The sequence below is a fragment of the Cupriavidus sp. 22TCCZM01-5 genome, assembly GCF_057798915.1.
In genome coordinates this window covers 80,317-94,389 of the sequence record NZ_JBYOJR010000027.1, presented here as the reverse complement: position 1 = coordinate 94,389, position 14,073 = coordinate 80,317, and the positions used below count along the sequence as shown (strand labels likewise).

Sequence of the window (14,073 nt, the reverse complement as noted above, 5' to 3'; positions counted from 1 at the left end):
CGCTACGCGCAGAGCCCTAGTCTGGGCACCCAGGCCGCAGGCAAACCGCGCCGCAGCGAAGCGAAGAAACCGAACCGTTGGCACTGGCGACGATGATGCCCCGCGCACACCGACTAGGACGCGCGCGCAGCGCAGCCGAAGGCGTCCCACCACTGACGCTTTTGGAACGCTGTACCCGAGCCCTACATGGGGATCGTACACAAGCAGGTTATCGCAGGCACTGGTTCTGACTCACTATGCGTAGCAGGCTCGAACGGGCAACCACGTATCGCGAGACCAAAGCCGCTTGAAAACAAGGAGCGCATCGTTGATGGCCAGCCGCCAGGCGACGCGCTTCTTGCCTACTTCTTGTCGCTCGGACAAGAAGTAGGTCGCCGGCTACGCCGGCGAAACAGCGGCGCCCGCCAAGCACGACATGCCAATCCCCACCACAAAACCCCTCCAGCGCAATCCGTTCAGAACTTGTATCTCACCCCCGCATAAACCGCCCGCCCGGCGCCCGGATAGAACACCGCCGTATTAGCGGTTCGCGCATCGGTGACCGTGCTGAAGTCACTCACATAGCGCTTGTTGCCAAGATTGCGCGCATCCAGGAACACCGTCAGGCCATGCTTGAAGTCGTAGCTCGCCTGCACACCGAACAGCACGTAGGAGGGCACCTTCAGGGTATTGGCGTAATCGACGAAGGCGCCGGTCGGGACCCAGTCGATGGTGCCCGCAATGCGCAGCCCCGACGCCTGGCTGTAGGCCAGCGTGGTGCGCAGCACGTGCTCGGGCACACCGGCAATACGGTTGTTGCCGTACTGCGGATCGTTGTCGAAGCGGAAATCGCTGTAGTTCCACAGTTGCGACAGTGTGACCTTGTCGGCGGTGGTGGCCACGTTCTGCAGCAGGTCGGCGCTCAGCCCCAGCTCCACGCCCTGCAGCGTGGTGCGATTGGCGTTGAAGGTGGCGGCCGGCACGTTCGGGTTGGTCGTGTATTGCAGGAGCTGGTCGCGCACCAGCGAGCGGTACAGCGTGAGGTCCCACGCCAGCCGCTCGCGGCGCCCGCGGGTGCCCATCTCCAGGGTCCAGCCATGCTGGGCCGAAAGCGGCACGAACTGCCGGGTGGTGCCGATGGTCTGGTTCAGGTCGCTGAAATCAGGTACGTCCGCGCTGCGCGTAATGTCGGCAAAGGCCTGGACATCTTTCACAGGCTCCCACAGCACGCCGAACTTGGGGTTCACGCCGCTGTAGCTGGTGTCGTCGGCCTTGGGCACCGGGTTGGCGGGCAGGCCGCCAAAATCCTTGTAACGGCGTTCGTTATAGTAGGCCTTGGCACCTGCCATCAGCGCGACGGTGGGCACCACGTAGAGGCGGTCTTCCAGGTAGGCCTCGTAGTTGTAGGCATCCTGCCTGGCGTTGAGGGTCTGCGCGCCGCGGTTGCCCGAGATGTTGACGTACTGGCGCGCGTCATTGTTGCCGCCAAAGAACCTTGCCCCGGCTATGACCTCGTTGCGCATGCCGCCGACAGTCTGCGTTCCGGCATAGCGCGGCGCGAAGCCATAGGTCCAGTAGTCCTGGTCGATCACCTGGAAGATCGGGTGGTACAGGCTCTTGTGGATGACCCAGGTGGAGAAATCCAGCTGGCCCCCGTCGAGCTTGACCGTGGTGACGTTGGCCAGCCGTTCGGTGCGCGTGTTGCGCGCCTGGTCACCGGCCAGCGCGCTGGCCGAGGCCTTGGTCGGGTTGTTCAGCGCATCTTGCAGCGACAGGGTGCCGGGCAGCAGCTGGTCGACGACATAGGCGCCCACATAGAAGCGGGTTTCAACCGTCGGGCTGAAGCGGTAGCCGAAGTTGGCGTTGAGCTGCTCATACTGGCCGCGTTCGTGGTCCCGGTAGCCTTCGGAGTGATCGACGCTCAGGTTGGCCAGGAAATCGAAATTGCCGATCTGGCGCGACACCTGCCCAGCCGCGCGGATGGTGCCGAAGCTGCCACCGTCGACGCGCATCTGGTTGGGCGAATCGGCAGTGAAGGCCGTGGGCGTGGTGAAGTTGATGGCGCCGCCGAGCGTGGAGCTTCCGTACGCCAGGCCATTGCCGCCCTTGTAGACCTCGGCCGCGTTCAGGCCGATCGGGTCGATCTGGTAGAAGTCGCCGCTGCCGTCGGCGAAGTTGGTCGGCACGCCGTCCTGGAGGATCTCCAGGCCGCGCGTGTGGAAGCCGCGCGCGATGCCGGAACCGCGGATCGACAGCCGCAGTTCCTGGCCATAGCGCTCCTGCACATAGACGCCGGGCGCGTCCTTGAGCACATCGCGCAGGTTGCTGGCGTAGGTGTTGGCGTAGGTGTCGGCATCGACAAAGCCGACCGAGCCGGCCGACTGGTACAGCGATTCGCGCTGCTTTGCCACGCCAGGCGCGGTCAGCGAGCCCTCGGCTTTGGCGGTGGCCGTCACCGTGGGGAGCGTGACCGGCTCCGTGCCCGTGGCAGGAACGGTCTGCGCGATGGCAGCGCCGGTCAATGCGGCGGCTGGCAGCGCCGCAGCGCGCCGCCAGTGTGTGGCTCGTTTCATGATTTCCCTTGGCCGGCACATCGGCGCCCATCTGAAACAGGCGCGGTGCTCTGGATCTAATTCGACAGCCGGCAAGGATACGGAGCGCGGGCCATTGCGGCAATGTGACAGAGCGCCGCACACGCGGCGCCCGGGTCACAGGCGCGGGCGCCGCGGGCTCAGGCAGCGCGCGCGTTGCAGGCGCAGTCCGCGCCGTGACGGTGTGCCGCCGGCATGGCTTGCTGGCGCGATACGCGCTGCCACGCGCGCACGTCCTGGCCGGCCAGGCGGCCGCGCAGCTTGCGTGCCGCCGACACCATATTGGCCAGCGCGGCCTCGGTCTCCTCCCAGCCGCGGGTCTTCAACCCGCAGTCGGGATTGACCCACAGGCGCTGCGGCGGCACCACCTCGCAGGCGCGGTCGAGCAGTTTCTCCATGGCGTCCACCGACGGCACGCGCGGCGAGTGGATGTCATAGACGCCCGGTCCGATCTCGTTCGGGTAGTCGAAGTCGCCAAAGCCTTCCAGCAGCTCCATGGCCGAGCGCGACGTCTCGATCGTGATCACGTCCGCGTCCATGGCCGCGATCGACGGCAGGATGTCGTTGAACTCGGCATAGCACATATGGGTGTGGATCTGGGTCTGGTCGGCTACGCCCGCGGCCGACAGCCGGAACGCGGTGACCGCCCACGCCAGGTAGGCGTCCCAGTCGGCGCGGCGCAGCGGCAGGCCTTCGCGCAGCGCGGGCTCGTCGATCTGGATCACGCGGATGCCGGCCTGCTCCAGGTCGCAGACCTCGTCGCGGATGGCCAGTGCCAGCTGGCGCGCGGTATCGGCGCGCGGCTGGTCGTCGCGCACGAAGGACCATTGCAGCATGGTGACCGGGCCGGTCAGCATGCCCTTCATCGGGCGCTCGGTCAGCGACTGGGCGTAGCGCGCGGTATCCACAGTCATCGGCTCGGGGCGGTACACGTCGCCATAGATCACGGGCGGCTTGACGCAACGCGAGCCGTAGCTCTGCACCCAGCCGTTTTCCGTGAAGGCGTAGCCGCACAGCTGCTCGCCAAAATACTCGACCATATCGTTGCGCTCGGCTTCGCCGTGGACCAGCACGTCCAGGCCCAGCGCTTCCTGCTTGCGCACGGCCAGCTCGATGTCGCCGCGGATGCGCTGCAGGTACTCGAGCGCGCCGATGTCGCCACGCTTGTAGGCGGCGCGCGTCTGGCGGATGGCGGCGGTCTGCGGGAACGAGCCGATGGTGGTCGTGGGCAGCAGCGGCAATTGCAGGGCCTGGCGCTGGCGTTCGATGCGCGCGTCGAACGGGCTGGCGCGCTCGGCCATGTCAGGCGTGACCGCGGCCAGGCGCTGCTGCACACGCGGGTTGACCACGCGGCGCGACTGGCGGCGCGACGCCTGCACGGCATCCGATGCAGCGAGCTGCGCGGCGACCGTGTCTTCTCCCTGGTTAAGCGCCGTGGCCAGCACGCGCAGCTCGCCCAGCTTTTCCGTGGCAAACGCGAGCCAGGACTTGAGTTCGGCATCCAGGCGCAGCTCGTGCTGGAGCGATACGGGCACGTGCAACAGCGAGCACGAGGGCGCCAGCCACAGACGCTCGCCCAGTTCGGCGTGCAGCGGCCGCAGCGTGTCAAGCACGCGGCGCAGGTCGGTACGCCAGATATTGCGGCCGTCGATGATGCCGAGGGAAAGTACGGCCTCGGCCGGCAGCGCCCGGCGCCAGGCGTCGAGCTGGGCGGGCGCACGCACCAGGTCGATATGGAAGCCCTGCACCGGCAGCGCGGCGGCACGGGCGGCATGGTCGGCTGCGCTGTCGAAATAGGTGGCAAGCAGCAGCTTCACGCCGGATCCTGCCAGTGCAGCGTAGGCCCGGTCGTAGGCGTTCAACCAGCCCTCGTCGAGGTCCAGGCTCAGCGCCGGCTCGTCGATCTGCACCCATTCGATGCCACGGGCCTGCAGGCGCGCGAGGATGCGCTGGTAGGCCTGAACCAGTTGCGGCAACAGCGACAGCTTGTCGAATCCGGCTTCGTGCGTCTTGGACAGCCACAGGTAGGAGACCGGTCCGATCAGCACCGGGCGCGCCTTCAGGCCAAGTGCCAGCGCTTCCTCGATCTCCTCGAAGAACCAGTCGGGGCCGCCGTCGAAGCGGGTGCCCGAGTCCAGCTCCGGTACCAGGTAGTGGTAGTTCGTATCGAACCACTTGGTCATTTCCATGGCCGGCTGCTCGCGGTTGCCGCGCGCCAGTTCGAAATGCTGGGCCAGCGTCAGGCTGGCCGGGTCGAAGCCGAAACGGCGCGGCAGCGCGCCGAGCAGCGTCGTGAGGCCCAGCACCTGGTCGTAGTATGCGAAATCACCGGTGGCGACCGTGTCCAGGCCGCTGTCCGCCTGAAGTTGCCAGTGGCGGCTGCGCAGGGTGGACGCCACGCTGCGCAGGTCGGCTTCCGTGCTTTCGCCGCGCCAGAAGGACTCCTGCGCGAATTTCAGTTCACGGCGCGCGCCGATGCGCGGAAAGCCGAGGATGTGTGTGCGTGCCATGACGATGCTCCCAAAGGTCTTGTCTGGCGCACAGTGTCGGTTTCGCCGTAAAATGAATCAAGCGACATGTTTTAAACAAAGTATGAATAGATTTCATATCAAGCGGATTCAACGCGCCGCTGCAAGGGGCGTGGCGTGATCGAGGTCAGGCATTTCCGCTCGCTGGTGGCCATCGCCGAATCGGGCAAGCTGGCCACGGCTGCCGAACGCGTGCACGTGAGCCAGTCGGCGCTGTCCCACCAGATCAAGGCAGTCGAGGCGCACTATGGGCTGCCATTGTTCGATCGCACGCGCCAGGGGCTGCGCTTTACGCCGGCCGGCGAACGCCTGCTGGCGCTGGCGCGCGAGGTACTGGCCGCCGTGAGCGCGGCCGACCGCGATATCGAACGGCTCAAGGGCGACACGCGCGGCGAGTTGCGCGTGGTGCTGGAGTGCCACACCTGCTTTGACTGGCTGATGCCGGTGATGGACGAGTTCCGCCGGCGCTGGCCGGAAGTGGAGGTCGACCTGGTGGCGGGCTTTCACGCGGATCCGATCGCCTTGCTTGGCGAAGGCCGGGCCGACATGGTGATCGGCTCGATGCCGGCCACGCGGCGCGGGCTGGACGTCGCGCCGCTGTTCCGCTTCGAGATCCTGGCCGTACTAGCCAACGAGCACCGGCTACGCAACAAGCGGCGCATCGAAGCCGCGGATCTCGACGGGGAGACGCTGATCACCTACCCGGTGCCCGAGGCGCGCATCGACCTTATCCGCGAGGTGCTGGAACCTGCGGGAATCCGCCTGCAGCGGCGCACTGCCGAGCTGACCGTGGCCGTACTGCAACTGGTGGCCAGCCGCCGCGGCGTGGCGGCACTGCCGAACTGGGGTGTGAAGAACTACGTCGATCACGACTACGTACTGGCCAAGCGCATCGGCGCCAAGGGGCTGTGGAGCGAGTTGTACGCCACGGTTCCGGCGGCCATATCGCAGCGGCCTTATGTGGCGGACTTCGTGTCGATCGTCCGCGATATCTGCGCCGCCCAACTGGACGGCATCGAGCTGCTGCCGCCCGACTGAGCCGGCAGGTCAGGCGTGAAGCGCCAGGGCCGCTTCGAAGGCAGCCGGGGCAGGGAGGCCATCGCCGGAATCGACGAGATCGTCGTCCCCGACATCGGCCATCAGGATCTCCACATCCATGCCATTGCTCAGGCGCCGGACGAACAGATGCAGCAGATCGGCATCGGCGGCGGTCAGTGTGGCGTTCACCAGATGCCGTGCCGAGGCATCAAAGCGCATCTGCTGCAGGGCCAGGCCGGTGCGGCGCGCATTGGCCAGCACCCATTCCATGGCGCCAAGGAGATCGTCGTCGGCGAGGCGGAAATCAAGTCGCAAGGTGGGATGGAAGGTGGCAGGCATGTGGCGTGGGAAGCAAGTGTGTCGGTCAGGTAAATTTACCAGCAGACCCGGAAAATTGGCTTCTGAATTGCCTGCCAAATTCATTAAATGAAGGAAGAATCATCTTCATGGAATAGAATTGTCAAAAGACTATTCCTTCAGGCGGAGATATCCCATGGCAATCGTTCCCAAGCTCGATGACGTCGATCGCCGCATTCTGCGCGAGCTGCGGCGCGATGGCAGGTTGTCCAATGCCAGGCTCGCGGAGCAGGTGGGCCTGTCCGCCACGCCCTGCTGGAACCGCGTGCGCGCGCTGGAAGAAAGCGGCGTGATCGAGGGTTATGCCGCGCTGCTGAACCAGAAGGCGCTGGGGCTGCCGGATACGGTGCTGATCGAGGTCACCCTGGAACGCCACGACGACGACATGCTCGACCGCTTCGGCCAGGCGCTGGCCAAGTTGCCCGAAGTCCTGGAGGCCCATCTGCTGACCGGCGAGTATGACTATCTGATCAAGGTGGCTGTGGCGGGCACGGAAGGCTACGAGGAGTTCCTGCGGCACAAGCTGTACAAGCTGCCGGGCCTGCGCCATAGCCGTTCGACCTTCGTGCTCCGAACCTTGAAAAGAGAGCCTTCGGTCGCGCCATAGGCCTGCTCTTCAGGGCACCTGGACGAGGCTGTTGCGCGCTTCTGAACAAACCGTTCAAAGCGCCTGCCGGCGCCGTCGGCAAGCGTCAAGATACAATTCCGCTCATAATGTCGAGCGGCGCCGGCCCGGCCGGCCCCCTGATTTCCTTGAATACCGGTATGAACGACACAGAGATTACGCTGATTGATTCGGCGCGCCTGCCGACCCGATTCGGCGAATTTACGGCACACGCCTTCAAGGGCGTGGATTCGGGCACCGAGCACCTGGCCCTCAGCGTGGGAGACATCACGGGCGAAGATGTGCTGATCCGCATGCATTCGGAGTGCCTGACCGGTGATGTGTTCGGTTCCTGCCGGTGCGACTGCGGCCCGCAGCTGGAACTGGCGATGGAGAAGATCGCCGCCGAGGGACGCGGCATCCTGCTGTACCTGCGTGGCCACGAAGGCCGCGGCATCGGCCTGGCTGAAAAGATCCGCGCCTACGCGCTGCAGGACACCGGCCTCGATACGGTCGACGCCAACCTGGCACTCGGCCAGGCCATCGACGCGCGCAATTACGCGTTTGCCGCCGACCTGCTGCACCAGTGGGGGGTGAAGTCGGTGCGCCTGATGAGCAACAACCCGCTCAAGGCCGCGGCGCTCGAGAAAGCCGGCATCGTCGTGAAGGAGCAATTGCGGCATATCGTGCCGTCCAATGCCGAGAACGAAAAATACCTGGCGACCAAGCGGTCGCGGATGGGGCATTTGCTGGATTAGGCCAAAGCGACCGGCGCATGCTGGTCGTCGTGACCCTGAATTGGATACGCCCCTGGGCATCGCCCGGGGGCGTTGTCTTTCGATGCCCAGAGATGAACGGCAGGGTTCATTCCGCACCAGACTTTTGTTTTTCCATTTCAACGAATCTGTGTCCAGGCTGATAGACTGTACGGATATACAGTTCTCGCCGCCGCGTGCGGCCGGGTGCCCGGCCTCGGGAACCCGGGCCAGACGAAGGATCATCGCGCCTGTGCTAAGGTGCTTTCTTGCGCCGCCATGATCCTGAGAGGGTGGCATAACCTTCTGATTCAAAAGAGAAAAACGTGTCGAGCAAGCAGCTGATCCGTATTCGGGGCGCCCGCCAGCACAACCTCAAGAATGTCGACCTCGATCTCCGCCCCGGCGAGATGACGGTGGTGACGGGGCCGTCCGGTTCGGGCAAGTCCAGTCTGGTGTTCGACACGCTCTATGCCGAGGGCCAGCGGCGCTACGTGGAAACGTTCAGCGCCTATGCGCGCCAGTTCCTCGACCGGATGGATCGGCCGCAGGTGGAGCGCGTGGATGGCGTACCGCCGGCCATTGCGATCGACCAGACCAACCCGGTGCGCAGCTCGCGCTCGACGGTCGGCACCATGACCGAGTTGAACGACCACCTGAAGCTGCTCTATGCGCGCGCGGCGGAACTTTTCGACCGGCAGACCGCGAAGCTCGTGCGGCACGACTCGCCTGAAACGATTTACGCGGAATTGCTCGCGCGCACGGCTGCAGGCCAACCCCATCACGATGCGCGGCTGGTGGTGACGTTCCCGGTCGAGCTGCCCGAATCGACCACTGAAGAGGAAGTCCAGCAATGGCTGTCGGTCAGCGGCTATACCCGCGTGCAGGCGCAACGCGTGGTCGAGTCGTCGACCGGGACGCGCAAGGTGCTGGACGTCGTAGCGGATCGCTTTCGCATCGGATCGGTCGAGAAGGCCCGCGCGGTGGAGGCGATCGAAGCCTCATTGCGGCGCGGCGGCGGCCGCGTCAACGTCTATGTCCTGGCCGATGAAGCCGATGGCCCGGTCTGGCGCTTTTCCACGGGCCTGCACAGCCCCGACAGCGACCTGCGCTATGCCGATCCGCAGCCGGCGCTGTTCTCGTTCAACTCCGCCTATGGCGCCTGCGAGACCTGCCGCGGGTTTGGCCGCGTGATCGGCGTGGATCTCGGGCTGGTCATTCCGGACGTGCGCAAGACCCTGCGCCAGGGCGCCATCAAGCCAATGCAGACGCCGGCGTGGAAGGAATGCCAGGACGACCTGATGCGCTATGCGGTCAAGGCCGACATTCCGCGCGATACGCCGTGGCCGGAGCTGACCGAGGCCCAGCGCCACTGGGTCGTGCACGGCTCGCCCGACTGGAACGGGCAGTGGAACAAGCAGTGGTACGGCGTGATGCGCTTCTTCAGCTACCTGGAGTCCAAGGCGTACAAGATGCATATCCGCGTGCTGCTGTCCAAGTACCGCAGCTACACGCCGTGCGAAACCTGCGGCGGCGCCCGCCTGAAGACCGAGTCGCTGTTGTGGCGCCTGGGTTCGAAGGACAATGCCGACGCCGCACTTGCGCCGCAGCAGCGCTTCCTGCCGCGCGGCGTGGACTGGGACCGTACCCAGCTTGAAGCCTTGCCCGGCCTGACCGTGCATGACCTGATGCTGATGCCGATCGCACGCATCCGCCGCTTCTTCGATGACCTGACGCTGCCCAGCAGCATGCTCGACGATGCGCTCAAGCTGCTGCTCGCGGAAGTCCGCACGCGGCTCAAGTACCTGTGCGACGTGGGCCTCGGCTACCTGACGCTGGACCGCCAGAGCCGCACGCTGTCGGGCGGCGAGGTGCAGCGCATCAACCTCACCACGGCGCTCGGCACGTCGCTGGTCAACACGCTGTTCGTGCTCGACGAGCCGAGCATCGGCCTGCACCCGCGCGACCTTAACCGCATTGTCGAGGCCATGCACCGCCTGCGCGATGCCGGCAACACGCTGGTGGTGGTCGAACACGATCCGTCCGTGATGCTGGCCGCCGACCGCCTGATCGACATGGGCCCCGGGCCGGGCGAGCGCGGCGGTACCATCGTCTTCGACGGCACGCCCAAGGACATCCGCGGCGCAGGCACGCTGACCGGCGACTACCTGGGCGGCCGCCGGCGCGTGGCCGATGCCTCGCACTGGCAGCGCCGGCCGGTGGATGCCACCGTGCCGCGCATCGTGCTGGAAGGCGCGACCGAGCACAACCTGCAGGACGTGACGGTGGAAATCCCGCTGCAGCGCCTGGTGTGCGTGACGGGCGTATCCGGCTCTGGCAAGTCCACGCTGCTGCAGGATGTGCTGTACCCGGCCATGGCACGCCATTTCGGCAAGGCCACCGAAGCGCCCGGCACGCACCGCGCGCTGCGCGGCGCGGATCTCGTCGATGATGTGGTGTTCGTCGACCAGTCGCCGATCGGCAAGACCGCGCGTTCCAACCCGGCCAGCTACGTGGGGGCGTTCGACGAGATCCGCAAGATCTTCGCCAAGGCGCCCATGGCCGTGCAGCGCAGCTATACGGCGGGCACCTTCAGCTTCAACTCCGGCGACGGGCGCTGCCCGACCTGCGGCGGCTCGGGCTTCGAGCATGTCGAGATGCAGTTCCTCAGCGACGTCTACCTGCGCTGCCCGGACTGCGACGGCAGCCGCTACCGTCCCGAAGTGCTGGAGGTGAAGATCGAGCGCGCCTTGCCCGGACAGCCGCCGCGCGCGCTGAGCGTGGCCGACGTGCTCGAACTGACCGTGTCCGAGGCGGCGTCCTACTTCGCTGGCGATGCCGCCGTACTGCGCGTGCTGCAGCCCATCGTCGACGTCGGCCTGGAGTACGTGAAGCTCGGCCAGCCCGTGCCCACGCTGTCCGGCGGCGAGGCGCAGCGCCTCAAGCTGGCGGGCTTCCTGGCCGAAGCCGCGCAGGCGGCGCAGCCCAAGGGCCGGGTGATCCGGCCCGACACCTCGCCCAAGCGCCTGTTCATGTTCGACGAGCCCACCACGGGCCTGCACTTCGACGACATCGCCAAGCTCATGCACGCGTTCGGCAAGCTGCTGGACGGCGGCCATTCGCTGGTGGTGATCGAGCACAACCTGGACGTGGTGCGTGCCGCCGACTGGCTGATCGACCTCGGCCCGGAAGGCGGCGATGCCGGCGGCCGCGTGGTCTGCACCGGCACGCCCGAGGACGTGAAGCGCTGCGCCGAATCGCATACCGGCCAGGCGCTGATCCACTATGACGCCGCGCTCGGTGAAGCGGGCACGCTGGCCGCGGAACGCGCCGAGAGCGATGGCGTGCCGCTGCAGGCCGCACTTCAGGCCCGGCGCGCGCGCCGCGCGATCGAGGGCGAGGACGTGGTGCGCATCGTCAACGCGCACGAACACAACCTGAAGTCGCTCAACGTTGACATCCCGCACGGCAAGTTCAACGTCGTGACCGGCGTATCCGGTTCGGGCAAGTCGACGCTCGCGTTCGACATCCTGTTCCACGAGGGGCAGCGCCGCTACCTGGAGTCGCTCAATGCCTATGCGCGTTCGATCGTGCAGCCCGCGGGCCGGCCGGAAGTCGATGCGGTCTACGGCATTCCGCCGACCGTCGCGATCGAGCAGCGCCTGTCGCGCGGCGGCCGCAAGAGCACGGTCGCGACCACGTCGGAAGTCTGGCACTTCCTGCGCCTGCTGTATGTGAAGCTCGGCATCCAGCACTGCGTGCATGACGGCGCGCCGGTGACTTCGCAAAGCCCCGACTCGATTGCCGCGCAACTCCTGCGCGACCATCGCGGCGAGCATGTCGGCTTGCTCGCGCCGCTGGTGGTTAACCGCAAGGGCGTCTATACCGATCTCGCCAAATGGGCCAAGGCGCGCGGCAACACGCACCTGCGCGTGGATGGCGAGTTCCTGCCGGTCGATCCGTGGCCGCGGCTTGACCGCTTCCGCGAGCACACCATCGAGCTGCCGGTGGGCGACCTGGTGATCTCGCCCGATAACGAAGGCCAATTGCGCGCACTGCTGGCGCAAGCGCTCGAAGCCGGCAAGGGCGTGATGCACCTGCTGGCCCCGCTCGACGGCCTGCACGACGCCATGCACAACGGCGTCGGCACCGCGCACGTGGGCGAGGTCAAGGTGTTTTCCACCAGGCGCGCCTGCCCGGTCTGCGGGACCAGCTATCCCGAGCTGGATCCGCGCATGTTCTCGTACAACAGCAAGCATGGCTGGTGCACCACTTGCGTGGGCACGGGCCTGACGCTGACGCGCGAGCAGCGCGCGGTGTTCGACGACACCGTGCTGGCCGGCGACGACCGCGGCCGCGAACAGAGCCTGCCGTCCGAGGAGCAGGAGCCGGAAGGCGTGGGCGATACCCCGTGTCCGGACTGCCACGGCACGCGCCTGAACCCGGTCGCGCGCGCCGTGACGTTCGACGACAACGCGATTGTCGATGTGGCGCAGTGGACGGTCTCGGACACGCGTCGCTGGGTCGACGGCCTGCGCCTCACGGGCCGCGACGCCGACATCGCGCGCGACGTGATCAGCGAGATCGGCAGCCGCCTGCAGTTCCTGGAGGAAGTCGGCCTCGGCTACCTGAGCCTGGACCGTGCCGCGCCGAGCCTGTCGGGCGGCGAGGCGCAACGCATCCGCCTGGCCGCGCAGCTGGGCAGCAACCTGCAGGGCGTGTGCTATGTGCTGGATGAACCCACCATCGGCCTGCATCCGCGCGACAACCAGATCCTGCTCGATGCGTTGCGCAAGCTCGGCGACAAGGGCAATACGCTGGTGGTGGTGGAGCACGACGAAGACACCATTCGCCGCGCCGACCACATCATCGATATCGGCCCGGGCGCAGGCAAGCGCGGCGGCACGCTCGTGGCGCAGGGCGGCGTAGCGGATCTCGCCGCCGCGGCGGATTCCACCACAGGACAGTTCCTGGCACGGCCCATCGTCCATCCGCTGCAGGCGCGGCGCACGGTCAGTCCCGGTGCCGCCGGCAAGCCGGCCGATCCGCCCGAATGGCTCACCGTCCACGGGGCGGCGCTGCACAACCTGCGCGATGTCACGGCGCGCATTCCGCTGTCGCGCCTGGTCGCCATCACGGGCGTCAGCGGTTCGGGCAAGTCGACGCTCGCGCGCGATGTGCTGATGACCAACCTGCTCGATGCGGTGGGCCGCTCGGTGCTGTCGTCGCCGGCTACGCGCCGCGCGCGCAATGCCGCGCAGCAGGAGGCCAGCGCCAGGGGAGCCCGCGCGGAAAAGAAGATGCTGAAGGTCGAACACGACTGGTACGGCTGCGAATCGATCACGGGTTGGGAATCGATCGATCGCGTGCTGGAAGTCGACCAGACGCCCATCGGCAAGACACCGCGCTCGTGCCCGGCGACGTATATCGGCGTGTGGGACACCATTCGCCGCCTGTTCGCCGACACGCTCGAAGCGCGTGCGCGCGGCTACACCGCATCGCGCTTCTCGTTCAATACCGGCGACGGCCGCTGCCCGGCCTGCGAGGGGCAGGGCGTGCGCACCATCGGCATGAGCTTCCTGCCGGACGTGAAAGTGCCGTGCGATGTCTGCCACGGCCAGCGCTTCAACCCCGAGACCCTGGCCGTGACCTGGCGCGGCAAGAACATCGGCGAGGTGCTGACGATGGAGATCGACGAAGCGGTGGAGTTTTTCTCCGCGATGTCGAACATTGCCCATCCGCTGCAGCTCATGAAGGACGTGGGCCTGGGCTACCTGACGCTCGGCCAGCCCTCGCCCACGCTGTCGGGCGGCGAAGCACAGCGCATCAAGCTGGTCACGGAGCTGAGCAAGGTGCGCGATGACATCACGCGGCGCGGGCAGAAGGCGCCGCACACGCTGTACGTGCTGGACGAGCCGACCGTTGGCCTGCACATGGCCGACGTAGCCCGCCTGATCCGTGTGCTGCACCGGCTGACCGATGGCGGCCACAGCGTGGTGGTGATCGAGCATGACCTTGACGTGATTGCCGAGGCCGACTGGATCATCGACCTTGGCCCGGAAGGGGGGGCGGGTGGCGGCACCATTGTCGGCGCGACCGATCCGGAATCGCTGTCGCGCATGCCCGCCAGCCACACCGGCGCGGCGCTGGTGCCCGTGCTGGGCCGCACCGAGGAACCGGTACGCGCCAGCGTCGGCTGAATGCCGGCAGCCGCTGAATGC

At 66.7% G+C, this 14,073-nt stretch carries 7 protein-coding genes; 4 read left to right on the top strand and 3 right to left on the bottom strand.

Annotated features, from left to right (window positions below):
- Positions 1–455: 455 nt before the first annotated feature.
- Entirely contained in the window at positions 456–2,552 is a 2,097-nt protein-coding gene (locus AC3FNH_RS22860) for a TonB-dependent receptor family protein (RefSeq protein ID WP_488721664.1), read from the bottom strand.
- Positions 2,553–2,710: 158 nt separating this feature from the next.
- A complete protein-coding gene (gene metE / locus AC3FNH_RS22855) occupies positions 2,711–5,080 on the bottom strand; it encodes a 5-methyltetrahydropteroyltriglutamate--homocysteine S-methyltransferase (RefSeq protein WP_488721663.1) in 2,370 nt (789 codons plus the stop codon).
- A gap of 135 nt (positions 5,081–5,215) precedes the next feature.
- Here metE and AC3FNH_RS22850 point away from each other — a divergent pair, with 135 nt between their 5' ends.
- The gene (locus AC3FNH_RS22850) at positions 5,216–6,136 is read left to right on the top strand and encodes a LysR family transcriptional regulator (protein ID WP_276101599.1); all 921 of its coding nucleotides are present in this window, start codon (positions 5,216–5,218) and stop codon (positions 6,134–6,136) included.
- Positions 6,137–6,145: 9 nt separating this feature from the next.
- On the opposite strand, the gene AC3FNH_RS22845 is transcribed toward AC3FNH_RS22850, so the two are convergent.
- Positions 6,146–6,559 (bottom strand): AsnC family transcriptional regulator, encoded by a 414-nt coding sequence (locus tag AC3FNH_RS22845; protein ID WP_488721662.1) that lies wholly within the window; start codon positions 6,557–6,559, stop codon positions 6,146–6,148.
- Positions 6,560–6,629: 70 nt separating this feature from the next.
- Between AC3FNH_RS22845 and AC3FNH_RS22840 the strand changes: the two genes are divergently transcribed.
- The 3 genes from AC3FNH_RS22840 (at position 6,630) to uvrA (ending at position 14,052) form a co-directional block, all read left to right on the top strand.
- The gene (locus AC3FNH_RS22840; RefSeq protein ID WP_276101597.1) at positions 6,630–7,100 is read left to right on the top strand and encodes an Lrp/AsnC family transcriptional regulator; all 471 of its coding nucleotides are present in this window, start codon (positions 6,630–6,632) and stop codon (positions 7,098–7,100) included.
- 158 nt (positions 7,101–7,258) lie between these two features.
- Positions 7,259–7,855 (top strand): GTP cyclohydrolase II, encoded by a 597-nt coding sequence (ribA, locus tag AC3FNH_RS22835; RefSeq protein ID WP_276101596.1) that lies wholly within the window; start codon positions 7,259–7,261, stop codon positions 7,853–7,855.
- Positions 7,856–8,178: 323 nt separating this feature from the next.
- On the top strand, positions 8,179–14,052 hold the full coding sequence (uvrA, locus tag AC3FNH_RS22830; RefSeq protein WP_488721661.1) for an excinuclease ABC subunit UvrA: 5,874 nt from the start codon (positions 8,179–8,181) through the stop codon (positions 14,050–14,052).
- Positions 14,053–14,073: the final 21 nt, after the last annotated feature.

Coding starts and splice junctions, on each gene's coding strand:
- ribA (WP_276101596.1), top strand. CDS start 7,259: ATGAACGACACAGAGATTACGCTGATTGATTCGGCGCGCCTGCCGACC.
- metE (WP_488721663.1), bottom strand. CDS start 5,080: ATGGCACGCACACACATCCTCGGCTTTCCGCGCATCGGCGCGCGCCGT.
- AC3FNH_RS22860 (WP_488721664.1), bottom strand. CDS start 2,552: ATGAAACGAGCCACACACTGGCGGCGCGCTGCGGCGCTGCCAGCCGCC.
- AC3FNH_RS22845 (WP_488721662.1), bottom strand. CDS start 6,559: ATGAATTTGGCAGGCAATTCAGAAGCCAATTTTCCGGGTCTGCTGGTA.
- AC3FNH_RS22840 (WP_276101597.1), top strand. CDS start 6,630: ATGGCAATCGTTCCCAAGCTCGATGACGTCGATCGCCGCATTCTGCGC.